Source organism: Collimonas fungivorans (assembly GCF_028292705.1).
Classification (GTDB): Bacteria; Pseudomonadota; Gammaproteobacteria; order Burkholderiales; family Burkholderiaceae_D; genus Collimonas; species Collimonas fungivorans_B.
In genome coordinates this window covers 1-26,229 of sequence record NZ_JAQGLV010000326.1, presented here as the reverse complement: position 1 = coordinate 26,229, position 26,229 = coordinate 1, and the positions used below count along the sequence as shown (strand labels likewise).

25 protein-coding genes are annotated in these 26,229 nt (G+C 59.6%); 15 read left to right on the top strand and 10 right to left on the bottom strand.

Going from position 1 to position 26,229, the window contains the following annotated elements:
* Positions 1-25: 25 nt before the first annotated feature.
* From JWQ61_RS18540 to JWQ61_RS18520, 5 genes are all read right to left on the bottom strand, one after another.
* Entirely contained in the window at positions 26-721 is a 696-nt protein-coding gene (locus tag JWQ61_RS18540) for an ankyrin repeat domain-containing protein (RefSeq protein ID WP_304361796.1), read from the bottom strand.
* Positions 714-1,508 (bottom strand): TatD family hydrolase, encoded by a 795-nt coding sequence (locus JWQ61_RS18535; protein WP_061540530.1) that lies wholly within the window; start codon positions 1,506-1,508, stop codon positions 714-716. The genes JWQ61_RS18540 and JWQ61_RS18535 overlap by 8 nt, the downstream gene beginning before the upstream one ends.
* A 91-nt stretch (positions 1,509-1,599) precedes the next feature.
* Positions 1,600-2,334, bottom strand: a complete 735-nt coding sequence (gene rph / locus JWQ61_RS18530; RefSeq protein WP_061540531.1) for a ribonuclease PH — start codon at positions 2,332-2,334, stop codon at positions 1,600-1,602.
* A gap of 8 nt (positions 2,335-2,342) precedes the next feature.
* Positions 2,343-3,257, bottom strand: a complete 915-nt coding sequence (locus JWQ61_RS18525; RefSeq protein ID WP_120235569.1) for a PP2C family serine/threonine-protein phosphatase — start codon at positions 3,255-3,257, stop codon at positions 2,343-2,345.
* 93 nt (positions 3,258-3,350) lie between these two features.
* Positions 3,351-4,367 carry a serine/threonine-protein kinase gene (locus JWQ61_RS18520; RefSeq protein ID WP_304361795.1) on the bottom strand — a complete coding sequence of 339 codons (1,017 nt, stop codon included), beginning with the start codon at positions 4,365-4,367 and terminating at the stop codon, positions 3,351-3,353.
* Positions 4,368-4,473: 106 nt separating this feature from the next.
* Between JWQ61_RS18520 and JWQ61_RS18515 the strand changes: the two genes are divergently transcribed.
* The gene (locus tag JWQ61_RS18515) at positions 4,474-5,382 is read left to right on the top strand and encodes a YicC/YloC family endoribonuclease (RefSeq protein ID WP_304361794.1); all 909 of its coding nucleotides are present in this window, start codon (positions 4,474-4,476) and stop codon (positions 5,380-5,382) included.
* Between the two features lie 223 nt (positions 5,383-5,605).
* Positions 5,606-7,069, top strand: a complete 1,464-nt coding sequence (locus tag JWQ61_RS18510; RefSeq protein WP_304361793.1) for an OprD family outer membrane porin — start codon at positions 5,606-5,608, stop codon at positions 7,067-7,069.
* 90 nt (positions 7,070-7,159) lie between these two features.
* On the opposite strand, the gene JWQ61_RS18505 is transcribed toward JWQ61_RS18510, so the two are convergent.
* On the bottom strand, positions 7,160-8,470 hold the full coding sequence (locus JWQ61_RS18505; protein ID WP_304361792.1) for a homoserine dehydrogenase: 1,311 nt from the start codon (positions 8,468-8,470) through the stop codon (positions 7,160-7,162).
* A 103-nt stretch (positions 8,471-8,573) separates the two neighbouring features.
* On the bottom strand, positions 8,574-9,803 hold the full coding sequence (locus tag JWQ61_RS18500; RefSeq protein ID WP_304361791.1) for a pyridoxal phosphate-dependent aminotransferase: 1,230 nt from the start codon (positions 9,801-9,803) through the stop codon (positions 8,574-8,576).
* A 371-nt stretch (positions 9,804-10,174) separates the two neighbouring features.
* On the opposite strand from JWQ61_RS18500, the gene JWQ61_RS18495 reads away from it, so the two are divergent.
* From JWQ61_RS18495 to JWQ61_RS18445, 11 genes are all read left to right on the top strand, one after another.
* A complete protein-coding gene (locus JWQ61_RS18495; protein WP_304361790.1) occupies positions 10,175-10,573 on the top strand; it encodes an Mth938-like domain-containing protein in 399 nt (132 codons plus the stop codon).
* A complete protein-coding gene (locus JWQ61_RS18490) occupies positions 10,566-12,329 on the top strand; it encodes a glycosyltransferase family 39 protein (RefSeq protein WP_304361789.1) in 1,764 nt (587 codons plus the stop codon). The genes JWQ61_RS18495 and JWQ61_RS18490 overlap by 8 nt, the downstream gene beginning before the upstream one ends.
* Positions 12,330-12,341: 12 nt before the next feature.
* Positions 12,342-12,713, top strand: a complete 372-nt coding sequence (locus JWQ61_RS18485) for an EamA family transporter (protein ID WP_304361788.1) — start codon at positions 12,342-12,344, stop codon at positions 12,711-12,713.
* 77 nt (positions 12,714-12,790) lie between these two features.
* Positions 12,791-13,927, top strand: a complete 1,137-nt coding sequence (locus JWQ61_RS18480; RefSeq protein WP_304361787.1) for a DegT/DnrJ/EryC1/StrS aminotransferase family protein — start codon at positions 12,791-12,793, stop codon at positions 13,925-13,927.
* Positions 13,928-13,943: 16 nt separating this feature from the next.
* Positions 13,944-14,900 carry a glycosyltransferase gene (locus JWQ61_RS18475; RefSeq protein ID WP_041743428.1) on the top strand — a complete coding sequence of 319 codons (957 nt, stop codon included), beginning with the start codon at positions 13,944-13,946 and terminating at the stop codon, positions 14,898-14,900.
* The gene (locus JWQ61_RS18470) at positions 14,897-15,805 is read left to right on the top strand and encodes a formyltransferase (RefSeq protein WP_304361786.1); all 909 of its coding nucleotides are present in this window, start codon (positions 14,897-14,899) and stop codon (positions 15,803-15,805) included. The genes JWQ61_RS18475 and JWQ61_RS18470 overlap by 4 nt, the downstream gene beginning before the upstream one ends.
* Before the next feature lie 104 nt (positions 15,806-15,909).
* A complete protein-coding gene (locus JWQ61_RS18465; protein ID WP_304361785.1) occupies positions 15,910-16,965 on the top strand; it encodes a bifunctional UDP-4-keto-pentose/UDP-xylose synthase in 1,056 nt (351 codons plus the stop codon).
* 119 nt (positions 16,966-17,084) lie between these two features.
* Positions 17,085-18,032, top strand: a complete 948-nt coding sequence (locus JWQ61_RS18460; protein ID WP_304361784.1) for a polysaccharide deacetylase family protein — start codon at positions 17,085-17,087, stop codon at positions 18,030-18,032.
* 66 nt (positions 18,033-18,098) lie between these two features.
* Positions 18,099-18,569: a peroxiredoxin gene (locus JWQ61_RS18455; RefSeq protein ID WP_041743430.1), complete on the top strand. Its 471-nt coding sequence runs from the start codon at positions 18,099-18,101 to the stop codon at positions 18,567-18,569.
* Positions 18,570-18,788: 219 nt separating this feature from the next.
* Entirely contained in the window at positions 18,789-20,471 is a 1,683-nt protein-coding gene (locus JWQ61_RS18450; RefSeq protein WP_120235559.1) for a PhoH family protein, read from the top strand.
* Positions 20,472-20,601: 130 nt separating this feature from the next.
* Entirely contained in the window at positions 20,602-21,336 is a 735-nt protein-coding gene (locus tag JWQ61_RS18445) for a metallophosphoesterase (protein WP_304361783.1), read from the top strand.
* 66 nt (positions 21,337-21,402) lie between these two features.
* On the opposite strand, the gene JWQ61_RS18440 is transcribed toward JWQ61_RS18445, so the two are convergent.
* The 3 genes from JWQ61_RS18440 to JWQ61_RS18430 all read right to left on the bottom strand — a co-directional run bounded on the left by JWQ61_RS18440 (position 21,403) and on the right by JWQ61_RS18430 (position 24,301).
* Positions 21,403-22,257 carry an ABC transporter permease gene (locus tag JWQ61_RS18440; protein ID WP_304361782.1) on the bottom strand — a complete coding sequence of 285 codons (855 nt, stop codon included), beginning with the start codon at positions 22,255-22,257 and terminating at the stop codon, positions 21,403-21,405.
* Positions 22,258-22,335: 78 nt separating this feature from the next.
* The gene (locus JWQ61_RS18435; protein ID WP_304361797.1) at positions 22,336-23,121 is read right to left on the bottom strand and encodes an ABC transporter ATP-binding protein; all 786 of its coding nucleotides are present in this window, start codon (positions 23,119-23,121) and stop codon (positions 22,336-22,338) included.
* A 163-nt stretch (positions 23,122-23,284) separates the two neighbouring features.
* Positions 23,285-24,301: an ABC transporter substrate-binding protein gene (locus JWQ61_RS18430; protein WP_304361781.1), complete on the bottom strand. Its 1,017-nt coding sequence runs from the start codon at positions 24,299-24,301 to the stop codon at positions 23,285-23,287.
* A 157-nt stretch (positions 24,302-24,458) separates the two neighbouring features.
* On the opposite strand from JWQ61_RS18430, the gene JWQ61_RS18425 reads away from it, so the two are divergent.
* Both JWQ61_RS18425 and JWQ61_RS18420 read left to right on the top strand, forming a co-directional pair.
* Positions 24,459-25,133, top strand: coding sequence for a response regulator (locus JWQ61_RS18425; RefSeq protein ID WP_304361780.1), 675 nt, complete (start codon positions 24,459-24,461; stop codon positions 25,131-25,133).
* Positions 25,130-26,229: sensor histidine kinase (locus tag JWQ61_RS18420; protein ID WP_304361779.1), on the top strand; the 1,100-nt coding region annotated here is incomplete at its 3' end. The genes JWQ61_RS18425 and JWQ61_RS18420, both read left to right, overlap by 4 nt.

Sequence of the window (26,229 nt, the reverse complement as noted above, 5' to 3'; positions counted from 1 at the left end):
ACATCCTTACTTGAAGACAGACAGACTACAGTTTGCCGGCCTTCTTCAGGCGGCTGGTCAAACCGTCGGCGATGTCGTTGTGATCGAATTTCCGGGCCAGGTCGATGGCCGTCATGCCGACATCGTTCTTCAGGGTAACATCGGCGCCGCTATCGAGCAGCAGCTTGACGGTCTCGATCTTGCCGCCGCGCGCGGCCATCATGATCGGCGTCGTATTGTTGGGCGAGCCGGCATCGATATAAGCTGACGCATCCAGCAGCATCTGTACGATTTCATTATTGCCGATCGCCGCCGCGTAATGCAGCGCAGTCCAGCCGGTATTGTTGGGCTCGGCTTCCTTGTCAAGCAAGGCCTTTACCGACGCCACAACACCCTTGTAGGACGCCACCATCAAAGCCGTGTCGCCGTTGCGCGCACGCAGGTTGAGATCAATACCTTTTGCATTCAGCAAAACATTAAAGACTTTCTTGGAATCTTCGTGCATGGCCAGGATCAGGCCGGTGTCGCCACGCTGTTTCTCCGCCAGGTTCGGGCTGACGCCCGCAGCCAGCAATTTCTTCATGCCGCGCTCGTCGTCCAGCTTGACCGCCTTGACGTAGTCGTCGAGATTGCTGGCTTGGCTCAATGACGGCAAGCATGTCAACGCCAACAGTAACAACAATGCCGAGAGCCACGAACGGCCGTTGCGGCGGCTAGCCAAGTTGAAAATGCGGTTAAACATGCGCCTGATCCTTTGCCAGTTTGAACAGATTGAAAAAATTATCGGTGGTCTGCTGCGCCACTTCGGCCGCCGGCACGCCCTTGAGGTTGGCCAGGAACTCGCCGACATGCATGACCCAGCCCGGCTCGTTCATCTTGCCGCGATGTGGCACCGGCGCCAGATAAGGCGAATCGGTTTCGATCAGGGTGCTGCTCAAAGGCACCGCCAGCGCTACCGCCTGCAATTCCTTGGCGCTCTTGAAAGTGACGATGCCGGAAAACGAAATATAAAAACCCATCGCCATCGCCGCTTCGGCCACTTCCAGCGATTCGGTAAAACAGTGCATCACGCCGCCGGCGCCGCCGGCATCGGTGCCGGCGCCCTCTTCCTGCATGATGCGGATGGTGTCGGCGGAAGCGGCGCGGGTATGGATGATCAAAGGCTTGCCGGTCGCGCGCGATGCCCGGATGTGGCGACGGAAACGCTCGCGCTGCCATTCCAGGTCGCCCTGCAGGCGGTAATAGTCGAGGCCGGTTTCGCCGATGGCGATGATTTTCGGATGGTCGGACAGGCGCACCAGATCGTCGACGCTGGGTTCCGGCGTGTCTTCATAATCGGGATGCACGCCAACGGACGCGTAGATATGCGGATAGGTCTCGGCCAGTTCCAGCACTTGCGGGAAATCGGGCAAATCGACCGATACGCACAAGGCATGGGTCACCTGGTTTTGCGCCATCTTGGCGAGCACTTCCGGCATCCTGGCGGACAGCTCCGGAAAATTGATATGGCAGTGGGAATCGATATACATGGACAGGATTATATCGCTTGCGGGCGCACATCATTGACGATGTGCGCCCGCAGCGGATATTCAATCTCTGGATTTTGCCGGCGGCGGGATGTCAGTCAGCCAGGCCCAAAGCCTGTTTCTGCAGCTGGATCAGTTCGCCGATCCCGCTTTGCGCCAGATCCAGCAAGCTGTTCAGCGTCGGACGATCGAAGGCGACGCCTTCCGCGGTGCCCTGCACTTCGATGAAATGGCCGGTATCGGTCATCACCACATTCATGTCGGTGTCGCAGCCGGAATCTTCGACATAATCCAGGTCCAGCACCGGTGTGCCCTGGTAGACGCCGACCGAAATCGCTGCCACAAAATGCTTGAGGGGAATCGCCGCAATCGCCTTGCTTTCCAGCAGCCGTGCAAACGCATCGTAAGCGGCGACCATGGCGCCGGTGATGGAGGCGGTGCGGGTGCCGCCGTCGGCCTGGATCACGTCGCAATCAAGGTGCAAGGTGCGTTCGCCGAACGCCTGCAGGTCGAACGCCGCGCGCAGCGAACGGCCGATCAGGCGCTGGATTTCCTGGGTGCGGCCGGATTGTTTGCCGCGCGCCGCTTCGCGGTCCATGCGGGTATTGGTGGAACGCGGCAGCATGCCGTATTCGGCGGTCAGCCAGCCTTGTCCTTTGCCCTTCAGGAAACCCGGGACTTTTTCTTCCAGGCTGGCGGTGCAGATGACTTTGGTGTCGCCGAACTCGACCAGCACCGAACCTTCGGCGTGCTTGGTGTAGTTGCGGGTCAGGCGCACGGTGCGCAAGGCATCGGCGGCGCGTCCGCTAGGACGGGTAATGGTTGACATGCAGTTCCTTAAATATTTTTTTCAATGGCGCCGCGGATTTCCGCAATCGCCTGTTCAATGTCGGCGTCGCTGAAGCCGTCCGGCGTATCTGTCGCGCCGAGGCGCGGCGCCTGGATGGTAGTGGTCAGGCTGCCGATCGGCAAGGTATGGGTGACGATCGAGCTGGCTGGGTCGTCGATGTTCGGGTCGGCGCCCCAGGCCATTGCCAAAGCAGTAACATTATCGCTGGTTTTGCCGGCAATCCCAAGCGCATTGTTGACCAGCTCCGGCACCGCCCGCACGATAGTGCTGGTTTGCAGCCGTTGCGCCAGCACATGGTCGGGCAGCATCGACCACAAGCCGTCCGAGCACAGCAGCATGACGTCGCCGGCCTGCAGGCTGACCCGGCGCGACAGCTCGACGATCGGCATGTTGGTCGCGCCGAGGCAGTTGAACAGCTTGTTGCGGTCCGGGTGGGTGGCGCGTTCCGAGGGGTCGGCCTTGCCTTGCGCAATCAGGCTTTCGATGCGCGAGTGGTCGCGCGTGCGCGCCAATATCTGGCCGTTGCGCATCCAGTACAGGCGCGAATCGCCGCAGTGCGCCCAGAACGCGCTATTGTGCTGGATCAGGCAGGCCACCACCGTAGTGCGCGGGGTTTCCGACAGCTTGTGCACTTCCCGGTAACGGTGGATCTCCATGTGCGCAGCATAGAAGGCATCTTCCAGGAAGCGCTCCGGCTTCTTGATGTACGGCTGGGCATTCTTCTGGAACAGCGAGCCTATGGTCTGCATCGCGATGTTGGCGGCGATCTCACCGTGCAGGTGGCCGCCCATGCCGTCGGTCAGCAACAGCAGCAAGGCGTCACGCGTGAAGCTGTAGCCCATCCGGTCCTGGTTGACTTTGCGGCCGCCGATATGGCTTTCTTGGTAAACTGAAAATCGCATGACTATGTCTGATTCTTGCTAAAAGTACAGCTAAAACTGGGGCTGTGAAGCGGCGCGTTTTTTTACTTGTATCTTATTTGACTACTGCGTTGCTTACTGCGTATTTTCCTGGATCGTCGTATCCGGGTTGCTCTCGGCCTTGCGGCGGAACTGGATATGCGTGAAAAAGACGTTGCGTATCTTGCGTGTGACCATGTCGCGTACGCTGACCTGCTCCTCCTGCACCGGCTCCATCAGGGCGCGCTGCACCGCGAACACGCTTTGCGGCCGCTGCAGCGGATCGATCATCAGGCACCAGCGCACCACCTGGATCAGTTCCGGTGAATACAAGCCTTCCAGCTTGCGGAAATGGCCTTCCATCTTGTCGTTGACCTTGCGCTGGTCCACCGGCTGCGGCGGCGCGCCGACCATGCAGGCGAAAATCGAGGCGCCGATGCTGTAGATGTCGGTCCAAGGCCCCAGGTTGCCATTCCGCTCATACAATTCGGCCGGGGCGAAGCCTGGCGTATACATAGGATACAGCTTGGGCGAGTCGGAACGCAGGGTCTGGCGGGCGGCGCCGAAGTCCAGCAGGATCGGGGTGCCGTCGGCGCGCAGGTAGATATTCGCCGGCTTCAGGTCCAGGTGCAGCAATTTATGGGTGTGCACTTCGCGCAAGCCGTTCATCACGTGGCGGAACATCTTGCGGATGAATTTTTCCGACACCAGCGGTTTTTCGCCTTTGTCGCGGCGGCGCAGGATGTGTTCCTGCAGCGAGCGCCCCGATTCGTAGGCCATCACCATGTAAACGGTTTCATTGGCGCGGAAGAAGTTGATCACGCTCACCACGTTCGGATGAGCGATGCGCGCCAGAGCGCGGCCTTCCTCAAAGAAGCATTTGAGGCCGATGCGGAAGGTCGGCAGGTTTTCCGGTGAAATCGCCGGCGCGAGCTCTCCCCATTGGCGCAAAGCCAATGAACTCGGCAGATATTCTTTGATGGCGACTGCGTTGCCATCCTCGTCGTATGCCAGATAGACAATACTGAACCCGCCAGAAGCAATCTTCTTTACAATGCGGTATCCAGCAATTTTTAGCCCGTCAGGCAATGGTGCATTGTTTTGCGCGGCCATGCGATCCTACCTTAGTCAATGCTTAGTTGATAGTGTAGGGATTGTCTTGATAAATCGTTGGATTGTAAAGAAAAACCCTTGCAACCCAGAAACAAAGGACCGCATCTTGACTATCTGCAGCATGACAGGTTACGCCGTCAACAACCGCGAGACGGCCGCAGGCACGATTACCATCGAAATCAAGAGCGTCAATTCGCGCTTTCTCGACCTGCAGTTCCGCATCAACGACGACTTGCGTTCGCTCGAACCGGCGCTGCGCGAAGCCATCATCGGCCGGGTTGCCCGCGGCAAGGTCGAATGCCGGTTGAGTTTCGGCCGCAAGACCGCTTCCGGCGCATCGCAGGCGCTGAACACCACGCTGCTCGCCTCGCTGGCCGATCTGCAGAGCGCGGTGCGCCAGCAGTTCATCGAAGCAGCGCCGCTCACGGTCAATGAATTGCTGCGCTGGCCGGGCGTGATCGAGGAAGCGGTGATCAGCCAGGATACGTTGCAGGCCGACATCCAGTCCACCATGAGCGCCACGCTGGAAGCCTTTGTCGATTCCCGCGCGCGCGAAGGCGCCGCGCTGCAAGCCACCTTGATTTCCCGCATCGACGCCATGGAAGCCATCGTGCACAGGATCACGCCGCTGGTGCCGCAGGTGGTGGCGCAATTCCAGCAAAAAGCCATAGAGCGCATGCAGGAAGCGCTCGGCCTGGCGCAGCAGGATGCCGGCAACTCCAGCCTGTCGCGCGAAGAAGCGCTGGACCGGATCCGCCAGGAAGTCACGCTGTACGGCATCCGCATCGATATCGCGGAAGAATTGTCCAGGCTGGCGGCGCACCTGGGTGAAACCCGCCATATCCTGAAAAAAGGCGGCCAGGTCGGCAAACGCCTCGATTTCATGATGCAGGAACTCAACCGTGAAGCCAACACCGTCGGCTCCAAGGCAGCGATCAAGGAACTCGCCGACGCCTCGATGGAACTCAAGCTGCTCATCGACCAGATGCGCGAGCAAGTGCAAAACCTCGAATAAACACCGCATCGCCGGCGCTGCAGGAACAGGGTTTCTGCAGCGCCTTCATCCTCCTCGGAAAAAACCCCGCCTCGCCTCCGCCTGATCCTACAGGCAATCACCATTAGCATTATTGCAATGCCAGCCGCCCTTGCGTAGCATCGACCTCGATTAAATGTCAAATAAATAACATTCATCCGATCTGCGAGCGCCCGTCGCCCAGCTAGGGTGCGAGGAGACTATAGTGAGAATCCATGATGCAGCGCGCTATCTCACGCCGCTGGCGGCCATCTCAATGATGAACACCCCTGCGGCGGGCGCCGAAACCGGCACTAGCCATGCGACCGCAGTCGCGGTGCATGCCCGCCCCGCCGGCGGGGCCGAAGAACACGGCGAGCATGGCGTGATCGATGGCGACGCTATCGATCAAACCCATTCCGCACCGGTTTCGCCGGTGACGATGTCACGGCAATACGACAGCCAGGGCCTGCTTGCCGGCAGCCATCTGAAATTCCTGTTGCGCAGTTATACAGACCATCTCGAAACCCGGGGAGGCAACACACGCAATGCCTGGGTGCTCGGCTCCCAGCTGAATTTCGAATCCGGTTTCAGCACCGGCCCCATCGGCTTTGGCGTCGATGCCGGGCTGTTCAGCGCATTAAAACTCAATGGCGGCAGCGGCGCAGGCAATATGGTGCACGTCGATCCCGACGGCGGTGGCGGCAACCAGGCGGCCTGGACCTACCTTGGACTGTATGACTTGAAAGCGCGCGCCTCGAACACGGTCCTGAAATACGGCGCGCAAATATTGCACAACCCTTTCCTGGAACCGCACGACAATCGCGCCCTGCCGCCGACTTTCCTCGGCACCTCCATCAGCAGCGCGGAGATCGCCAGCCTCAATCTTGTCGCCGGCAGCTTCACCAAAACCTATCCGCGCGGACAAACCCGGCCGCAACCGTTGGGCACGGCCTATGGCGGCACGGAATTCAAGCGCTTCAGCTACCTCGGCGGCGATTACAGTCACGATGCCGACACCCGGTTTTCGCTGTATGCCAGCCGCGCCGAGAATGTATGGCACCAGTATTATTCCGCCCTCTCGCATAGCATAGGCGACGCCAAAGCCATCCGGTGGACCGGCCAGCTTAACTACTACGCCACCCGCAACCAGGGCAGCAGCCAGCAGGGACCAATCAACACCAATGCCTACAGCGTCGCGCTCAGCGCACAGCACCAGGCGCATACGGTGATGCTGGCTTACCAGAAAATCCAGGGCAGACAATTCTTCGATTATGTCGGCGAAGGCGCAGGCGATTTCCTGAGCAACTCCATGAACGTCGATTACAACGCGCCTGGCGAACAGTCGCTGCAGCTACGGCATACGGTCGACTTCGGCAGCTACGGCCTGCCCGGGCTCAAGATCATGAGCTGGCTGGTGCAAGGCTGGGGCGCCGATGCCTCGGCGGTCGCCGCCAACTACGCCGATCCTGCCAGCAGCTTGCACGGGCTGTACTGGAAAAATGGCGAGGCGGTGCATGGCAGGCATTGGGAAATCGGCATGATCCCGACTTATGTGATCCAGGGCGGCAGCCTGAAAGGCAGCAGCATCAACCTGACCCTGATGCACCACCACGCCACCTCGCATTACTCGGATCCCAGCAACAATATCTACCGGCTGGTGCTGAACATGCCGTTCGACATATTCTGATGCGGACGAAAAAAAACGCAGCCGATTATTCATCTGCTGCGTTTTTATCAGAGCGTGGAAGCGCCGCTATGTTTCCATCGAAACAGCCGCTTAGCCCAATTCTTCCAGCCGGATCTTGGTCACTGTGCCGACCACGGTCGCCAGTGCTTCGATCTTGACGATCGCCGCTTCGACATTCTTTTCCTGGGTCTGGTGCGTCAGCATGATGATGTCGGTGCGGGTCTCGCCCGCGGCCGGTTCTTTTTGCAGCATGGCGTCTATCGAAATCGACGAATCGGCCAGGATCCGCGTGACATCCGCCAGCACGCCCGGCTGGTCGGCCACATGCATGCGCAGGTAATAGCTGGTGGTGATTTCCGCCATCGGCAGGATCGGCGTATCGGCCATGGCGTTCGGCTGAAACGCCAGGTGCGGCACGCGATGTTCAGGATCGGCAGTGGCCAGGCGCGTGATGTCGACCAGGTCGGCGATCACTGCCGAAGCGGTCGGCTCGGCACCGGCGCCCTTGCCGTAATACAGCGTATCGCCGACCGCGTCGCCGCGCACCAGCACCGCATTCATGGCGCCTTCGACATTGGCGATCAAACGCTTGCTCGGAATCAGGGTCGGATGCACGCGCAGCTCGATGCCGCCGGCGGTGCGCTTGGTGATGCCGAGCAGCTTGATGCGGTAGCCGAGCTGTTCGGCGTAGCGGATATCGGTCGCCTGCAGCTTGGTGATGCCTTCCACGTGCGCCTTGCTGAACTGCACCGGGATGCCGAACGCGATCGAGGCCATGATGGTCAGCTTGTGGGCGGCGTCCACGCCTTCGATATCGAAGGTCGGATCGGCTTCGGCGTAACCCAGGCGCTGCGCTTCTTTCAGCACGACGTCAAAGTCCAGGCCCTTGTCGCGCATTTCGGACAGGATGAAGTTGGTGGTGCCGTTGATGATGCCGGCGATCCACTGGATGCTGTTCGCGGTCAGGCCTTCGCGCAACGCCTTGATGATAGGGATGCCGCCGGCCACCGCCGCTTCGAACGCAACGATCACGCCCTTCTCTTGCGCCGCCTTGAAAATCTCGTTGCCATGGGTCGCGATCAGCGCCTTGTTGGCCGTCACTACATGCTTGCCGTTGGCGATCGCCTGCAGCACCAGGTCCTTGGCGATGCCGTAGCCGCCGATCAGCTCGATGACGATATCGATATCGGGATTGTTGACCACCAGCTTGGCGTCGTTGACCACGGTCACTTCGCCATTGGTCAGCTGCCTGGCGCGCTCGACATCGAGATCGGCCACCATGGTAATTTCAATCGCTCTCCCTGCGCGCGCTGCAATCTCTTGCTGATTGCGCTTCAATACGTTGAACGTGCCGGAACCGACCGTACCTATGCCAAGCAAACCTACCTTGATGGATTTCATGATCTCTGCTGTCTGTAAAAAAATCTGCTGATGCCGGGCTGGCTGCCGAGCCAGTCCGGCGGGTTTAATAAAAGACTTCTGCTGCGGGCCGGGTCAAGCCGGGTCAAGCCTTACCGTGGCGGCGGCGGTAACCTTCGAGGAAGCTGGCGATGCGTCCCATCGAATCCGCCAGGTCGTCGGTGTTCGGCAGGAACACCACGCGGAAATGGTCCGGCGTCGGGCAGTTGAAACCGGTGCCCTGGACGATCAGCACGCGCTGCTCCGCCAGCAATTCGTAGGCGAAATCCTGGTCGTCCGTGATCGGATACATCTTCGGGTCCAGCCGTGGAAACATGTACAGCGCGGCCTTCGGCTTGACGCAGGTGACGCCCGGGATGTCGGTCAGCAGCTTGTACGCCATGTCACGCTGGCGCGCCAGGCGGCCGCCCGGCGCGACCAGGTCGTTGATGCTCTGGTAGCCGCCCAGCGCGGTCTGGATCGCATACTGGCCCGGCGCATTGGCGCACAGGCGCATCGACGCCAGCATGTTCAAGCCCTCGATATAATCCTTGGCGTGTTTTTTCTCGCCCGACACCACCATCCAGCCGGCGCGATAGCCGCAGGAACGATAGTTTTTCGACAAGCCGTTGAACGTGATGAACAGCACGTCGTCGGCCAGCGCCGCCAGCGAGGTATGGGTTTCGCCGTCGTACAGCACCTTGTCGTAGATCTCGTCGGCGAAAATGATCAGCTGGTGCTGGCGCGCCAGGTCGACGATCTGCTGCAGCAGTTCCACCGGGTACAGGGCTCCGGTCGGATTGTTGGGGTTGATGACGACGATCGCGCGGGTATTGCTGTTGATTTTCTTCTTGATGTCTTCGATATCGGGAAACCAGCCGGCCTGCTCGTCGCAGATGTAATGGCGCGGCGTGCCGCCGGACAGGCTGACCGCGGCGGTCCACAGCGGATAGTCGGGCGCCGGCACCAGTACTTCATCGCCGGTGTTGAGCAAGGCGTTCATGCTCATCACGATCAGCTCCGAAGCGCCGTTGCCCAGGTAGATATCGTCGATCGTGACGCCCTGTATCTTTTTTTGCTGGCAATAATGCATCACCGACTTGCGCGGCGCGAACATGCCCTTGGAATCGGTATAACCGGAGGCGTTGCCCATGTTGAGGATCATGTCCTGCACGATTTCATCGGGCGGCTCGAAACCGAACACGGCCAGGTTGCCGATGTTCAGCTTGATGATCTTGTGGCCTTCTTCTTCCATTTGCCGTGCTTTTTCCAGCACGGGGCCGCGGATGTCGTAACAGACATCATCCAGTTTTTTCGATTTTTGAATCGGTCGCACAGCACAATCCCTTGTATTTTACGCAACATTATCCAGCATTAAAAAGCTGTCTGGAAAATTGGGTTATCGTCACACGGGGGTCAGTGCGCCGCAACAAATGCCTGTAACAACCCCTTGTAAGGGCGCTCCAAGTTATTTCACGACTTTTCAGACAGCTTTTCGGCGGTGCACAATTCACCGCCCGAACCACCCATTCTGCCGAAAGCGTGAGGTTTTATCAATCAATACTGCAAGTTCCGGGGCGGAAAACGCTACAATGCAGCACTTTATTTTCCATTTTCCGGGAATTTGCACATCGTCTGCGGTCTATCCTTTGGTTTAGCTAAGTATTCGTGGATAGGATCAACCCCTCAACGTGTAAAGATAATGCAATGAAGCTACATACCACCCCGACCCAACAGTATCAGACAGTCACGGCCTACGACGACAAGGGCGTGGAAATCAACGCCGTCCGCTACGAGCATAGCCTGCTGGTGCTGCCGGAAGCAGCGCCGGTGCCGTGGCCGGTGCGCGACTTCGACGCCCTCCATGCCGAACATTTCGCCCATATAGACAGCACCCGGCCCGACGTCGTCATCCTCGGCACCGGCGTGCGCCAGCGGTTTGTCCATCCCAAGCTGACCAGCGTGCTGACCGCGCGCCGCATCGGGGTCGAATGCATGGACAACCAAGCCGCCTGCCGCACCTACAACATCCTGATGGCCGAGGGACGTAAAGTCGCCCTGGCCCTGATTTTCAATACCGACAAGGAAACCGCCCAAGATGCGTGAACTGCATAAATCAAAAACTTTCGTCTGGCTGTTGTTCCTGCTGTTCTGCATCGTCTGGTTTTACATGCTCGGGGCCCGCACGCTAGTGCCCACCGATGAAGGCCGCTACGCCGAAATGGCGCGCGAAATGGTCGCCACCGGCGACTGGATCACCTTGCGCCTGAACGGCCTCAAATACTTCGAAAAGCCGCCGCTGCAAACCTGGATGAACGCCCTCACCTTCGAGCTGTTCGGCCTCGGCGAATGGCAGGCGCGTTTGTGGACCGGCTTGTGCGGCTTGCTGGGCGTGGTATTGGTTGCATTCACCGGCGCCCGCCTGTTCTCGCCGCGCATCGGCTTCTACGCAGCGCTGGTGCTCGGCTCCAGCTTCCTGTGGGCCGGCCTCGGCCACATCAATACGCTGGACATGGGCTTGTCCGGCATGATGACGATTTCCCTGTGCGCCCTGCTGCTGGCGCAGCGCAACGACATCAGCCACGCCCAACAGCGCAACTGGATGCTGCTGTGCTGGGCCGGCATGGCGCTGTCGGTGCTGTCGAAAGGCTTGATCGGCTTGCTGATTCCCGGCGCGGTGCTGGTCCTGTACACCTTGTTTTCGCGCGACTGGTCGATCTGGAAACGCCTGCACCTGGTGCTCGGCCTGATCCTCTTCTTCCTGATCACCACGCCGTGGTTCGTGCTGATCTCGCTGAAGAATCCTGAATTCCCGCAATTCTTCTTCATCCACGAGCAATTCCAGCGCTTCACCAGCAAGATCCATAACCGCTACGGCCCGCCGTATTACTTCATCCCGATCCTGATACTGGGCATCGTGCCTTGGCTCGGCGTCCTGTTCCAGAGCTTGTGGAACGGCGCGCGCGAACGCAGCGCGGCGTCGGGCTTCCAGCCGAAAAAGATGCTGCTGATCTGGAGCATTTTCATTTTCGTGTTCTTCAGCATTTCCGATTCCAAGCTGCCGTCGTACATTCTGCCGATCTTCCCGGCGCTGGCGCTGCTGATTGCCTGCCACCTGGATAACGCCAGCAACAAGTCGGTGCAGGCTTCGGCGCTGTTGCTGCTGGTGCCGGCCGTGATCGGCCTGGTCCTGTCGCACAAGATCCCGGGCCTGGCCAAGGACGCTTACAGCCTGCCGTTGATGCAAGCCCACGTGCCTTGGGTGTTCGCCGCTTCGGCGGTGGCCTTCATCGGCGCCGTCGCCGCCTTGCTGCTGGTGCGCCGGCAGCGGGAATGGGCCATTGTCGCGCTCGCCGCCAGCGGTTTCATCGGCGGCCAGCTGCTGATGTACGGCCACGATCCGCAAGGACGCTATTCGGCCGGGATCGACCTGGTGCCAGCCATCAATGCCGAAATCACGCCGGAAACTACACTGTATGTAGTCGGCAAGTATGAACAGGCGCTGCCGTTCTACCTGCGCCGCACGATGACCATGGTGCAGCATATGGATGAGCTGGAATTCGGCATCGGCCAGCAGCCGCAGCTATGGATCCCGACCATCGATGCGTTTGTCGTCAAATGGACTGCCGACCATGCTGCCGGCAAGAAGGATATCGCCATCATCCGTCCGGAAAACTACCGCGAGCTGGAACAGCGCGGGGTGCCGATGCGGGTCATCGGCCAGGATCCGCGCCGCGTGGTGGTGACCAACCAGGGCATTCCTGCCGCTGCCGTTCCTGCACCGGAAGCAAGCCCGGCTCCCGCGGCTGAACCTGCCGCGGCGGCATCCGCAACCTCATCTGCAACCTCGTCCGCACCATAACCAGCGATGCCAATGAACCTCACCACGTTTGCCTTCATCTTCAGCGGCGTCTGCCTCAACGCCGTGGCGCAGCTGTTGCTGAAAGCCGGCACCAATGCGGTCGGCGTAATCAGCCTGACACCGCAGAACTGGTTTGCCACCGGCATCAAGCTGGCCACCCAATTGCCTATCCTCGGCGGCTTGACCTGCTACGTCATCTCGCTGATAGTCTGGATCATCGGCCTGTCGCGGGTTGATGTCACCATCGCTTACCCGATGCTGTCGCTGGGTTATATCATCAGCGCCGTCGGCGCCTGGTATTTCCTGGGCGAAGCGGTGTCGGCGCAGCGGCTGGTGGCGATCGGCGTCATCATTGTCGGCGTGGTGCTGCTGACCCGCAGTTGATGCGTCCAAACCAGCCGTCGTTTTTCCGCCGTGCTTTTAATTTACATCGTTAATTTACATCGGATTCCACAACCAACATGAGCCAACTACCTTTCCTGCCGTTTGCCAAACCCACCATCGACGAAGCCACGATCGCAGCGGTTGGCGACGTCTTGCGCTCCGGCTGGATCGCCAGCGGCCCCAAGGTGCTGGCATTCGAAGCGCAATTGTCCGAGTATTTCGGCGGCCGTCCGGTACGTACCTTCAATTCCGGCACCTGCACCATGGAAATCGCGCTGCGCGTCGCCGGCATCGGCGCCGGCGATGAAGTCATCACCACGCCGATTTCCTGGGTCGCCACCGCCAATGTGATTATCGAAACCGGCGCCACGCCGGTGTTCGCCGACATCGATCCGGTCACCCGCAACATCGACCTGGCCCAGGTCGAAGCCGCCATCACGCCGCGCACCAAGGCCATCATCCCGGTTTACCTGTCGGGCCTGCCGCTCGACATGGACCGCCTGTATGCGCTAGCCAAGAAACATAACCTGCGCGTAGTGGAAGATGCGGCCCAGGCCCTGGGATCGAGCTGGAACGGCCAGCGCATCGGCGCCTTCGGCGACTTTGTCTCGTTCAGCTTCCAGGCCAACAAGAACATCACTTCATCCGAAGGCGGTTGCCTGGTGCTGAACAACGCCGAAGAAGCGCGCCTGGCGGAAAAATACCGCCTGCAAGGCGTCACCCGCAGCGGCTTCGACGGCCTCGATGTCGACGTTCTGGGCGGCAAGTTCAACATGACCGACGTCGCCGCCGCCATCGGCCTCGGCCAGTTTGCCCATATTGAAGCGATTACCACCCATCGGCGCGAGCTGGCGCAGTATTATTTCACCTGCTTCGGCAGCGATTTCGAAGCGAAATACGGCGCCCAGCTGCCGGTTCCCGACTTCGCCAACAGCAACTGGCACATGTTCCAGCTGGTGCTGCCGGAGCGCCAGGACGGCAAACCGGCGCGCGCCGCCTTCATGGAGCAGATGCAGGAACGCGGCATCGGCATCGGTTACCACTATCCGGCGATCCACCTGCTGAGCATGTATCGCGCACGCGGCTTCAAGGAAGGCATGTTCCCGGTCGCCGAAAAGGTCGGCCGCCTGATCGTCTCGCTGCCGATGTTCAACGTCATGACGAAGAACGATGTCGAACGTGCAGTGTCCGCGGTAAAATCCGTGCTTCAATAAATTGAACGATCGCTTGATGAAACCAGAACTTTCCGTCGTCATCCCGGTATACAACGAGGAATCGGGCCTTGCCAAACTGTTCGAACGCCTTTACCCGGCGCTCGACGCACTTGGCATCAGCTATGAAATCCTGTACGTCAACGACGGCAGCCGCGACAAGTCGGCGGCGATACTGGCGGAACAGTTCCGCCTGCGTCCGGACGTCACCCGCGTGGTCCTGTTCAACGGCAATTTCGGCCAGCACATGGCGATACTGGCCGGTTTTGAAGCCACCCGCGGCGACATCGTGGTGACGCTCGACGCCGACCTGCAGAACCCGCCGGAAGAAATCGGCAACCTGGTGGCCAAGATGCGCGAGGGCTACGACTACGTCGGCTCGATCCGCCGCAAGCGCCAGGATTCGGCCTGGCGCACGGTCGCCTCCAAGGCCATGAACCTGCTGCGCGAGAAAATCACCGGCATCAGGATGACCGATCAGGGCAACATGCTGCGTGCCTACGGCCGCAACGTGGTCGACCTGATCAACCAGTGCCAGGAGGTCAACACCTTCGTGCCGGCGCTGGCGTACACCTTTGCCCGCAAAGAGACTGAAATCGTGGTCGAGCACGAAGAACGCTCGGCCGGCGAATCGAAATACTCCTTGTATAGCCTGATACGCCTGAATTTCGACCTGGTCACCGGCTTTTCCATCATGCCCTTGCAGCTGTTCTCGCTGATAGGCATCGTGCTGTCTTTCGCTTCCGCGGCGCTGTTTTTCATCCTGGTGGCGCGCCGCTTCCTGTTCGGCGCTGAAGTGCAAGGTGTGTTCACCCTGTTCGCGTTCGCCTTCTTCCTGATGGGTATGATCCTGTTCGGCATCGGCCTGGTCGGCGAATATGTCGGCCGCATCTACCAGCAGGTGCGGGCGCGGCCGCGGTATGTGGTGCAAGCCATGCTGGAGCAGTCGTCGGCAGAGGACAAACAAGCATCATGAAAGCCGTCGTTTTTGCCTATCACAATGTCGGCGTGCGCTGCCTGAAAGTCTTGCTGGCGCGCGGCGTCGATATCGCGCTGGTGGTTACCCACGAAGACAATCCGCAGGAAACCATCTGGTTCGAATCGGTGTCGGCGCTGTGTCGGCAGCACGGCATTCCCAGCATCGCTCCGAACGATCCGGCTGCGCCTGAGCTGCTGGCCCAGGTGACCGCCCTGCAGCCGGATTTCATCTTCAGCTTCTATTACCGCCACATGCTGCCGGTTGCCTTGCTGGCGCTGGCGAAACACGGCGCCTACAACATGCATGGTTCGCTGCTGCCCAAGTATCGCGGCCGGGTGCCGATCAACTGGGCCGTGCTGCACGGCGAAACCGAGACCGGCGCCACCTTGCACGAAATGGCGGCCAAGCCGGACGCCGGCGCCATCGTGGCCCAGACCTCGGTGCCGATCCTGCCCGACGATACCGCCTACGAAGTATTCGGCAAGGTCGTGGTCGCCGCCGAACAGACGCTGTGGAATGCATTGCCAGTGATGCTTAAAGGCAATATTCCGCGCTTGCCGAACGACCTGTCGCAAGGCAGTTATTTCGGCGGACGCAAGCCCGAGGACGGCAAAATCGACTGGAACCGGCCGGCGCATGAGGTCTACAACCTGTACCGCGCAGTGGCGCCGCCCTATCCCGGCGCCTGGACTATTGTCAAAGAGCGCACTTTTATCGTTGGAAAAGCTTATTTATCAGCCAAACTGGTGGAAAACCTCCCGGCAAATTTGCCTCGGGGCTTGGCGGTAGTGGATAATCGCATTGTTGGCGTCTGTGGCGATGGCCGCGCGCTGTTGATCAACGAATTGCTGGCGGACGGCCAAACCGTCACGCCAGAAGCATTAAAAAACATCCTTTTATAAAACCGGCTGCTTTCGCGGGCGAAGGGTTAGCACCCTGCCCGGCAAGAACTGCAGCGTTTGAAATCCCGCTTTGCGGAATGCCAATCCAACAACAATAGATCATTATGAAAAAAGTCCTCATCCTCGGCGTCAACGGTTTCATCGGCCACCACCTGTCCAAGCGGATCCTGGAAACCACCGACTGGCACGTCTACGGCATGGACATGATGACCGACCGTATCCGCGACCTGCTGGACAACGAGGCTTACAAGTCGCGCATGCACTTCTTCGAAGGCGACATCACCATCAACAAGGAATGGGTCGAGTACCACGTCAAGAAATGCGACGTGATCCTGCCGCTGGTGGCGATCGCCACGCCGTCGACCTATGTCAAGCAGCCGCTGCGCGTATTCGAACTGGATTTCGAAGCCAACCTGCCTATCGTGCGTTCGGCCGCCAAGTACGGCAAGCACCTGGTGTTCCCGTCGACGTCGGAAGTGTACGGCATGTGCCACGACGAAGAATTCGATCCGGAGCAATCCGAACTGATCTGCGGCCCGATCAACAAGCCGCGCTGGATCTACTCCTGCGCCAAGCAACTGATGGACCGCGTGATCTGGGGCTACGGCATGGAAGAAGGCTTGAACTTCACCCTGTTCCGTCCGTTCAACTGGATCGGCGCCGGCCTCGACTCCATCCATACGCCGAAGGAAGGCAGCTCACGCGTGGTGACCCAGTTCTTCGGCCATATCGTGCGCGGCGAGAATATCTCGCTGGTCGACGGCGGCCAGCAGAAACGTGCGTTCACCTACATCGACGACGGCATCGATGCGCTGGTCAAGATCATCGCCAACAAGGACGGCATCGCCAGCGGCAAGATCTACAACATCGGCAACCCGGTCAATAACTACTCGATCCGCGACCTGGCCGACATGATGCTGAAACTGGCTGCGGAATATCCTGAGTACGCCGACTCGGCGAAGAAGGTCAAGCTGGTCGAAACCACTTCCGCGGCCTACTACGGCAAGGGTTACCAGGACGTGCAGAACCGCGTGCCGAAGATCACCAACACTTGCGACGAACTGAACTGGAAGCCGACCACCACCATGGCCGACACCCTGCGCAATATTTTTGATGCGTACCGCGGCCAGGTGGCCGAAGCACGCGCTTTGATGGACTAATAGACGGACTAAGACCGACGCTGCTGCCCGCGCAAGCCACGACGCTGTTTCGTCGCTGTTTCGTGTATATCGTGTGTTTCGCGGGCTCTGTTTTTCCTACCACTGCCAGACCAGACAACTTGCCCCTCCTCACCTTAAAAATCGACGCCGACACTTATCGCGGCACCCGTGAAGGAGTGCCGAATCTGGTGCGCCTGCTGAGCAAATACCAGGCGCGCGCCACTTTCCTGTTTTCGCTCGGTCACGACCATACCGGCTGGGCGCTGAAGCAAGTGTTCCGCCCCGGCTTCTTCCAGAAAGTATCGCGCACTTCGGTGGTCGAACATTACGGCCTCAAGACCCTGATGTACGGCGTGCTGCTGCCGGCGCCGGATATCGGCAAGACTTGCGCCAGCTACATGCAGGCGGTGCGCGACGCCGGTTTCGAATGCGGCGTCCACACCTGGGATCATCGCGTCTGGCAAGACCATGTGCGGCAACGCGGCGCCGACTGGACAACCCAGCAGATGCAGCGTTCGTTCGACCGCTTCACCCAGATTTTCGGCCAGGCGCCGAAAACCCACGGCGCCGCCGGCTGGCAGATGAACCCTTACGCGTTCGAGCAGCTGGAAAAATTCGGCATCGCCTATGCCTCCGACGGCCGCGCCATGCTGGCGGACGACGGCGCGCTGGCTGACCAGGCCGCCGGCCCGCATCGCCTGCAGGTTAACGGCAAGACGCTGCCATGCATACAGTTGCCGACCACCCTGCCGACGCTGGATGAATTGCTGGGCCGGAGTTTCGGCGGCGTTGAACTGACGCCGGCGAATATCGCCGCCCATATCCTGGCCTTGACGGCAACGCCGCGCGATCATGTATTTACTCTGCACGCAGAGCTTGAAGGTCAAAAACTCGCCCCCATATTCGAGCAGTTGCTGCAGGGCTGGAAGGCGCAGGGCTATGATCTGGTCGCGATGGAAGACTATTACCGACAGGTCAAAGACCAGCAATTACCCACCGTCCCTCTCGCATGGGCGGAGTTGCCGGGACGATCGGGCGAGATGATCATGCAGGCAAGCAGCAGCTGATCAGCGTGTAGTGCAGGACCCTGATTGGCGACCGATTCATCATCATTCAATGAACAGGACAATACAGTGGCAGACCATCCTTCCATCATCAACATGACGGTGCCCGACTTCTCTGCAGCCATGACCGGCGGGCAGACATTCAAGTTGTCGGACTATCATGGAAAAAACATAGTGTTGTATTTTTACCCCAAGGACAACACGCCTGGCTGCACCACGGAAGCCATGCAGTTCCGCGATCTGCACCAGGAATTCCAGCAGAAAAACACCTTGATATTCGGCATCAGCCGCGACAGCATCCGCTCCCACGAAGGTTTCAAGGCTAAACTAGGGCTGCCTTTCGAGCTGATCGCCGATCCCGACGAAACGCTGTGCGCCATGTTCAATGTCATGAAAATGAAAAATATGTACGGCAAGCAAGTACGCGGCATCGAGCGCAGCACGTTTGTGATTGACGGCGCCGGCACATTGGTGAAAGAATGGCGTGGAGTGAAGGTACCAGTGCACGTTGAGGAAGTATTGGAGTTTGTAAGTCATTGAATTCAAAAAAAATCATTCTGGAAGCCGTTTGCGGAAAAGGCCTGAGGGCCTTCCCAAACGGCTTTTTTACTTTTTAATTTGTGTTTTGTTAGCCAGGCCGCTTCATTCCTGATGTTTTTTAAATATATTTAAGTCGTACCCGCCGTAGCTTCACCCGTTTGGTCCGGTTCGTGTTATCACCAAAGCGAACACTTTTTTCATCTTTAAAGCGAGGTTCTGATGCCCTTACCAAAATTACCGACCAAACCCGCTGCTTTACTCTCCGTGCAAGATTATCCGAAAGCGGAAGCCGGCAAAGCCGTCAAACCACGTATCGCTGTCGTTGAACCGATTACCCGTAACAAGGAAGTTGCCCCACAAGCTCGCAACAAACCGGTAGAAAGCCGTAAAACCGACAAGGCCCCCGCGGAAAATTCGCGTGCCGTTGCCGACAAGCCCGCAAAACCGGCGGACACCCGGCCGAAATCAAGCACCAGCCGCGCCGCCGACAAATCCGGCACGACCAAACTGTTCGTGCTGGACACCAATGTGCTGATGCACGACCCGACCTCCTTGTTCCGCTTCGAGGAACACGACATTTACCTGCCGATGGTGACGCTGGAGGAACTCGACAACCACAAGAAAGGCATGTCGGAAGTCGCACGCAATGCACGCCAGGTATCGCGTTCGCTGGATGCACTGGTGGGCGATATCGTCGACGACCAGATCGACCATGGCATTCCGTTGTCGAAGCTCGGCAACAAGGACGCCAAAGGCCGCCTGTTCTTCCAGACCAAGCTGCAAAACGCCGACCTGCCTGAAGGCCTGCCGGTAGGCAAGGCCGACAACCAGATCCTCGGCGTAGTGCGCGGCCTGGAAGCCGAAACCCCGGGCCGTCCGGTGGTGCTGGTGTCGAAAGACATCAACATGCGCATCAAGGCGCGCGCCATGGGCCTGCCGGCCGAAGACTATTTCAATGACCATGTGCTGGAAGACACCGACCTGCTGTATTCGGGCATCCAGCAATTGCCGGACGATTTCTGGATCAAGCACGGCAAGGGCATCGAATCCTGGCAGGAAAACAAGCACGGCACCGGCTACACCTACTACCGTTTGAGCGGACCGCTGGTGCCGACGCTGCTGGTCAACCAGTTCGTTTTCATCGAACCGAAAAACGGCGAACCGGCGTTCTACGGACAAGTCACGCAGATCAACGGCAAGACCGCAGTACTGCAAACCCTGCGCGACTACGGCCATGCCAAGAACAGTGTGTGGGGCATCACTGCGCGCAACCGCGAGCAGAATTTTGCCCTGAACCTGCTGATGAATCCGGACTGCGACTTCGTCACCCTGCTGGGCCAGGCCGGCACCGGCAAAACCTTGCTGGCGCTGGCGGCTGGCTTGGCGCAAGTGCTGGAAACCAAGACCTACAACGAAATCATCGTGACCCGCGTCACGGTGCCGGTCGGTGAAGATATCGGTTTCCTGCCGGGCACCGAGGAAGAGAAGATGGGGCCGTGGATGGGCGCCTTCGACGACAACCTGGAAGTGCTCAACAAGTCAGATTCGGATGCCGGCGAATGGGGTCGCGCCGCCACCCAGGACCTGATTCGTTCACGCATCAAGATCAAGTCGCTCAACTTCATGCGCGGTCGTACCTTCGTCAACAAGTTCCTGATCATCGACGAAGCGCAAAACCTGACGCCGAAGCAGATGAAAACCCTGGTCACCCGCGCCGGTCCGGGCACCAAGATCATCTGCCTCGGCAACATCGCCCAGATCGATACGCCGTACCTGACCGAGGGCTCGAGCGGCCTGACGTATGTAGTCGATCGTTTCAAGGGCTGGTCGCACAGCGGCCATGTGACGCTGGCGCGCGGCGAACGCTCGCGCCTGGCCGACCATGCCAGCGATGTACTGTAACCAGAGCTGAAGGACGGCGCAGCGATGCGCTGGCCGGATAGCTGAACGGGTGCAATTCAATTTCGGTTGAATTGCACCCATTTTTATTTGATGATGTAATTTCCCGCCATCTTCCGTGAAGAAAGCCGCCATGAAACTCGCCATCCTGTCCGACATCCATGCCAACATCTGGGCGCTGGAAGCCGTCCTGGCGGACGTCAGGAAACAGGGAGTCGACCTGATCGTCAACGCCGGCGATATTCTGTCCGGCCCGCTGGAACCTTCAGCTACCGCGGACCTGCTGATGTCCCTGCAATTGCCTACCATCCGCGGCAACCACGAGCGCCACCTGTTGGATTGCGAACGGCGCCAGGGGCATCCCACCGACCAGTTTGCATTCGAGCACACGACACAGGCGCAGCGCGACTGGATAAGGGGATTGCCTGCTACCTTGGTTGTTTCCGACGAGATTTTCATGTGCCACGGCACGCCGGCCGACGACCTGGTGTATTTCCTCGAGCAGGTCGACCAGCAAGGCTGCCGCATGGCCGCGGCGGCGGACATCGAGGCCCGCGCGGCGGGAATCGGCCATAGCCTGATCATTTGCGGCCATACGCACAAACCGCGTGCCTATGCGATCTCCGGCGAACGCCTGGTGGTCAACCCCGGCAGCGTCGGCCTGCAAGCTTATGACGACGACCAGCCCTACTTCCATGCTATCGAAAACGGCAGCCCGCACGCCCGTTACGCCATCTGCGAAAAAACCGTCCATGGCTGGGATGTCAGCCACATCAATATCAGCTATGACCATCACAAGGCTGCAGCTACGGCGCTGAAGAACGGCAGGGCCGACTGGGCTACATGGCTGTCGACGGGAAGAATTTAGGGCATAAAAAAACGGCGCATTGGAAAAATGCGCCGCAACCTTAAGTCACTAACCTTCAGTTAGAAACTAGAATGCCACAGGACGCCATTTAAGCAAACGTTTTTCCAGCGTCGTCAGCAAATAATCCGCCGCCAGGGCCACCACTGCCAGCACGATCATCGCCGCAAACACGCCGCTGGCGTTGAAAGCGCCCTGGGCGGTGGAAATCAGCAAGCCTATGCCCTGCTTGGAACCGAGGAATTCACCCACCACGGCGCCCACCAGGGCAAAACCGAAACTGACGTGCAGGCTGGCCAGGATCCAGCTCAGCGCCGATGGAATCACCACCGACATCGTGACCTGGCGCGGCGAGGCGCCGAGAATCTGGGCGTTGGCAATCATGTAACGATCGGCTTCGCGCACTCCCTGGAAGGCGTTGCCGAACACGACAAAGAACACCATCACCACCGCCAGCGCAACCTTGGAAGCCATGCCCAAGCCCAGCGCGATCACGAAAATCGAGCCCAGCACCACCCGTGGAATCGAATTGGCGACCTGGATGTAAATGCTGAAGACATCCGATAGCAATTTGTTACGGCCGAGCAGGATGCCGCAGATGACGCCGGCGACCGAGCCGATCAGGAAGCCGAGCACCGTTTCTTCCAAGGTCACCAGCACCTGCGTCCACAACGGTCCTTGCGACGTCCCTTCCACGATCCAGTCATAAATCTGCACCACGATCAGCGACGGCTGCGAAAAGAAGAACGGGTCTATCCATTGCAGCCTGGCTGCCAGTTCCCAGCCGCCCAGGGTCAGCACCAGGATGGCGACACGCAGGGAAATCACCAGCCAGTAGCGTTGCTTGATTTTTCGTTGGGCCTCTTGTTCGACAGTGGCCAGGCTGGCCGCACTGAGTTTGTCGATTGCTTGTACTTGATTCATAGATTGCCTTTTTCCTCTCGCTTGTGGGACACCTGCATCGTCACAAGCGGCGGTATGTAAATGGAGAATTACCTGTAATTAGCTGATGTGCACTTCTTCGCGCAGATCGGCCCAGATCTTGCGCGAGATGTCGATGAAGCGTTGTTCATAACGCACCTCGGACATTACGCGCGGCCGCGGCAGGTCGATCTCGTACACGCTCTTCAAAGTGGCAGGACGCGCGGTCAGCACATAGACCTTGTCGGCCAGTGCAATCGCTTCTTCCAGGTCATGGGTGACGAACACCACCGAACCGGCTTGCGACGACCACAGCTGCAGCAGTTCGTCCTGCATCAGGGTGCGGGTCTGCATGTCGAGCGCGCTGAACGGCTCGTCCATCAGCAGGATTTCAGGGCTGTTGATGAATGTCTGCGCCAGCGCGACGCGCTTGCGCATGCCGCCGGACAGTTGATGCGGGTAATGGCTGGCGAATTTATCGAGGCCGACGCGGCGTATCCATTCTTCCGCCAGCGCATACGCGGCGTCTTTCGGCTTGCCGCGGAACAGCGGTCCCGCCGCCACGTTGTCGATCACGCTGCGCCAAGGGAATACCGCATCGTTCTGAAAGACGAAGCCGATGCGCGGATCGATGCCGTTGACCGGCTCGCCCATGATGCGCACCTCGCCCACGGTCGGCTTGAGCAAGCCGGTGATCATGCTCAGCGTGGTCGATTTGCCGCAGCCGGTCGGCCCCACAACGGCCACGAATTCGCCGCGCGCCACGCTCATGCTGAAATCGCGCAAGGCCACGGTGGCCTTGCCGTCAGGGGAGATAAAGCGGCACGAGACATTGCGCAGTTCGATGGCGGGCGTGTCCCGCAACACCTGCGGCGCCGGCGTGGTTGCCGCTGGCGTTACCGGAGGCGAGTCATATGCTGCTTGAGTCATTTTAAATTCCTTTGCGGTGCAAGTCGGAGCGGTTCGCTGGACGCGGGTCTCCCCACTCGGAAGCCGCGCTTCCGACCTGCTGGATGGTTAAGCTTCGGCCTTACTTGGCTTGGCTGACAAACTCGTTGGTATAGGTCTTGGCAAGATCGATATGCTTGCCCTTGACGTTAGGATTGAAACCCGACAGCACCTGCAGCACGGTTTCCGGGCCGCCCGGCGGCATTTTTCCGTCCGCCGAAAACATCGGCAGGGAATTCTGCAAGGCCTGTACATACATCGGCTTGTTATTGCCGTAGTAATCCTTCGGCATCTTGTCCGCGATTTCGGCGGCGCTATGGGTATTGATGAATTTCAGCGTCTTGACGAAAGCGTGCGCCAGCTTGGCGGCTTCAGCCTTGTGCGCCTTCAGCCACGGGCCTTGGACATACAGGCTGGATGCCGGATACAAGCCGCCCAGCGCCTTGACCGTACCTTCGACGGTGCGCATGTCGACCAGCACCGAAGCTTCGCCGGTTTTCAGCAGCTGCGACACGGTCGGCTCGGTGGTCATGCCGGCGTCGATGCGGCCTTGCTTGATGGCGACGATGAATGTATTGTCGGCGCCCACCGGCAGCACCGAGTACTGGCTGGAAGTGATGCCGGCCTTGGCCGCCAGGTATTGCGTCAGGAAATTGGTCGATGAACCGAGGCCGGTCACGCCCAGCGTCTTGCCCTTGACGTCTGCCATGCTCTTGATGCTGGCGGCAGCTTTGGTCGACACCATTTCCACTTCGCCCGGGACCTGGCCGAAGATCGTGATCGCCGTGACTTCCTTGCCCTTGCTTTGCAAATCGATGGAGTGGTCGTAGAAGCCGACTACCGCCTGCACCGCGCCGGCCAGCAGTTCATTTTCCGCATCCACGCCAGCCGGCTGCGACTGCAGTTCGACATCCAGGCCCTCTTCCTTGAAATAACCGAGCTGCTCGGTCAGCTTGGCCGGCAGGTAGATCATCTTGGTGATGCCGCCGACCATGATGGTGATCTTTCCCGAATCGGCTGCCATGGCCTGGCTCGCGCCAAGCACGCCGCTGCCAAGCAGCACGGCGGAAAGCAGGGACCCGCGGATGAGGGTATGCATTGAGTTGTCTCCGTTTGTTTTTTTGGGATAATGACCGGATCCGCAGGACAGCATGCCATTGTTCCAGTCTTGGGCGTATTCTAGGATGCGCTAACTTTCATCCAGCTTTCCAAATCCGCCTTATTTAACTTGCAGTGCAACATAACTAGCCGCATCCATGAAACTACTCCTGATCGAAGACAATCCACCGCTGGCGCTATGGCTCAGCAAGATTCTCAAGGAAGACAAATTCACCATCGACCTCGCCAGCGACGGCGAAGCCGCCGATCGCCTGCTGCAAAGCGAAAGCTACGATGTGGTCCTGCTGGATCTGCAGCTGCCGAAGATGAACGGCAAGGCGGTCTTGCGCCGGCTGCGCGAGCGGCACAACAATGTGCCGGTCATGATCCTCACCGCCAGCGGCTCGGTTGACGAAAAAGTCGATTGCCTCGGCGCCGGCGCCGACGACTACCTGGTCAAGCCGTTCGAAGTGCGCGAACTGGTGGCGCGGATCAAGGCCCTGATCCGCCGCCAGACGCCGGACAAGGCGGCGGAAATGCATTGCGCCGACCTGCGCTACGACAGCAACACCCGGCAGTTTTCAATCGCCGGCCAGTTGCTGGCGCTGCCCGGACGCGAACACGATGTGCTCGAAATCCTGATGCTAAAACAAGGCAAGACCGTCTCCAAGACTGCCTTGATGGACGGTGTATTCGGACTCGACGACGAACCTAGCGCCGACGCCATTGAAATCTACATCCACCGGCTGCGCAAGAAACTGGAGCACTGCCAGGCCGCCATCATGACCTTGCGCGGACTCGGTTACCTGCTCAAGCAGAAAGACGTCAATTGATCATCAGCCTACGCCTGCGCTTGCTGCTGTGGCTGCTGATTCCGCTGGCGGTGTTTGTCGCCATCAGCGCCACGCTCTCATACCGCAGCGCACGCCAGACAGCGGACCTGATCCAGGACCATGCGCTGCTGGCGTCGGCGCAAGTGATCGCCGGCGAGATCCATTGGCTGGACGGCGTGCCGCATGCCAGCATCCCGCCGGCGGCGCTGGAACTGCTGGTCTCGCCCATGCAGGACCAGGTGTACTACCAGGTGATTACCGACAACGACAGCCTGCTGGCCGGCCGCCCCGATTTCCCGCAAGCGCTGCGCTTCCCCTTGAGCACACCGGCGTTCAGCACCATCGATTACCACGGCCAGATACTGCGCGTGGTGAGCCAGGTGCGCATCTTGTACAACGCCGGCCAGCTGCGCAAGATCGCCGTGTTGGTCGGCCAGACCACCGGCGCCCGCGACCAGATGCTGGCCGACCTGTGGCGCCCTGCCCTGCATCGCCAGATCGCCATGCTGCTGCTGGCCGCGGCGTTGGTAGTGATCGGCCTGAGCATGGAACTGCGGCCGCTGATGCATTTGAAAAACCAGCTGGCTGCGCGCGATGCAACCTCGCTGTCGCCGATCAAGGCCGGCCAGCTGCAGCTGGAGCTGCGGCCCATCGTCGAAGCCATCAACCAGACCATCCAGCGCCTGAATACGCAGGTGTCGGCGCAAAAGCGCTTTATCGCCGACGCCGCCCACCAGCTGCGCACGCCGCTGACCCTGCTCGATTCGCAAATCCAGTTTGCGCGCCGCCTGGGCGATGAAAACAGGCGCACCGAAGTGCTGCAGGTGCTGCAGGCGATGCACGAAAGCAGCAGCAACATGACCGAGCTGACCAACAAGCTATTGCTGCTGTCGCAGGCGGAAGCCTCCGACACCACCGCCTTCCTGCGCCAGCCGGTGGACCTGCTGGCGGTGTCGGCCGCGGTGCTGGAAGAAATCGTCGACCTGGCGCAGCGCAAGAATATCGACCTCGGGCTCGAGACCACGATGCAGCATGCATGGGTGATGGGAAACGAAGCCTTGTTCAGCGCCATGATGATGAACCTGGTCGACAACGC

What these genes read in the sequence shown, in the direction of transcription:
- JWQ61_RS18445 (WP_304361783.1), top strand. Translation starts at nt 20,602, where the DNA reads ATGAAACTCGCCATCCTGTCCGACATCCATGCCAACATCTGGGCGCTG.
- JWQ61_RS18470 (WP_304361786.1), top strand. Translation starts at nt 14,897, where the DNA reads ATGAAAGCCGTCGTTTTTGCCTATCACAATGTCGGCGTGCGCTGCCTG.
- JWQ61_RS18495 (WP_304361790.1), top strand. Translation starts at nt 10,175, where the DNA reads ATGAAGCTACATACCACCCCGACCCAACAGTATCAGACAGTCACGGCC.
- JWQ61_RS18475 (WP_041743428.1), top strand. Translation starts at nt 13,944, where the DNA reads ATGAAACCAGAACTTTCCGTCGTCATCCCGGTATACAACGAGGAATCG.
- JWQ61_RS18540 (WP_304361796.1), bottom strand. Translation starts at nt 721, where the DNA reads ATGTTTAACCGCATTTTCAACTTGGCTAGCCGCCGCAACGGCCGTTCG.
- JWQ61_RS18490 (WP_304361789.1), top strand. Translation starts at nt 10,566, where the DNA reads ATGCGTGAACTGCATAAATCAAAAACTTTCGTCTGGCTGTTGTTCCTG.
- JWQ61_RS18525 (WP_120235569.1), bottom strand. Translation starts at nt 3,257, where the DNA reads ATGCGATTTTCAGTTTACCAAGAAAGCCATATCGGCGGCCGCAAAGTC.
- JWQ61_RS18440 (WP_304361782.1), bottom strand. Translation starts at nt 22,257, where the DNA reads ATGAATCAAGTACAAGCAATCGACAAACTCAGTGCGGCCAGCCTGGCC.
- JWQ61_RS18425 (WP_304361780.1), top strand. Translation starts at nt 24,459, where the DNA reads ATGAAACTACTCCTGATCGAAGACAATCCACCGCTGGCGCTATGGCTC.
- JWQ61_RS18485 (WP_304361788.1), top strand. Translation starts at nt 12,342, where the DNA reads ATGAACCTCACCACGTTTGCCTTCATCTTCAGCGGCGTCTGCCTCAAC.
- JWQ61_RS18430 (WP_304361781.1), bottom strand. Translation starts at nt 24,301, where the DNA reads ATGCATACCCTCATCCGCGGGTCCCTGCTTTCCGCCGTGCTGCTTGGC.
- JWQ61_RS18465 (WP_304361785.1), top strand. Translation starts at nt 15,910, where the DNA reads ATGAAAAAAGTCCTCATCCTCGGCGTCAACGGTTTCATCGGCCACCAC.
- JWQ61_RS18505 (WP_304361792.1), bottom strand. Translation starts at nt 8,470, where the DNA reads ATGAAATCCATCAAGGTAGGTTTGCTTGGCATAGGTACGGTCGGTTCC.
- JWQ61_RS18520 (WP_304361795.1), bottom strand. Translation starts at nt 4,367, where the DNA reads ATGGCCGCGCAAAACAATGCACCATTGCCTGACGGGCTAAAAATTGCT.
- JWQ61_RS18480 (WP_304361787.1), top strand. Translation starts at nt 12,791, where the DNA reads ATGAGCCAACTACCTTTCCTGCCGTTTGCCAAACCCACCATCGACGAA.
- JWQ61_RS18535 (WP_061540530.1), bottom strand. Translation starts at nt 1,508, where the DNA reads ATGTATATCGATTCCCACTGCCATATCAATTTTCCGGAGCTGTCCGCC.
- JWQ61_RS18450 (WP_120235559.1), top strand. Translation starts at nt 18,789, where the DNA reads ATGCCCTTACCAAAATTACCGACCAAACCCGCTGCTTTACTCTCCGTG.
- rph (WP_061540531.1), bottom strand. Translation starts at nt 2,334, where the DNA reads ATGTCAACCATTACCCGTCCTAGCGGACGCGCCGCCGATGCCTTGCGC.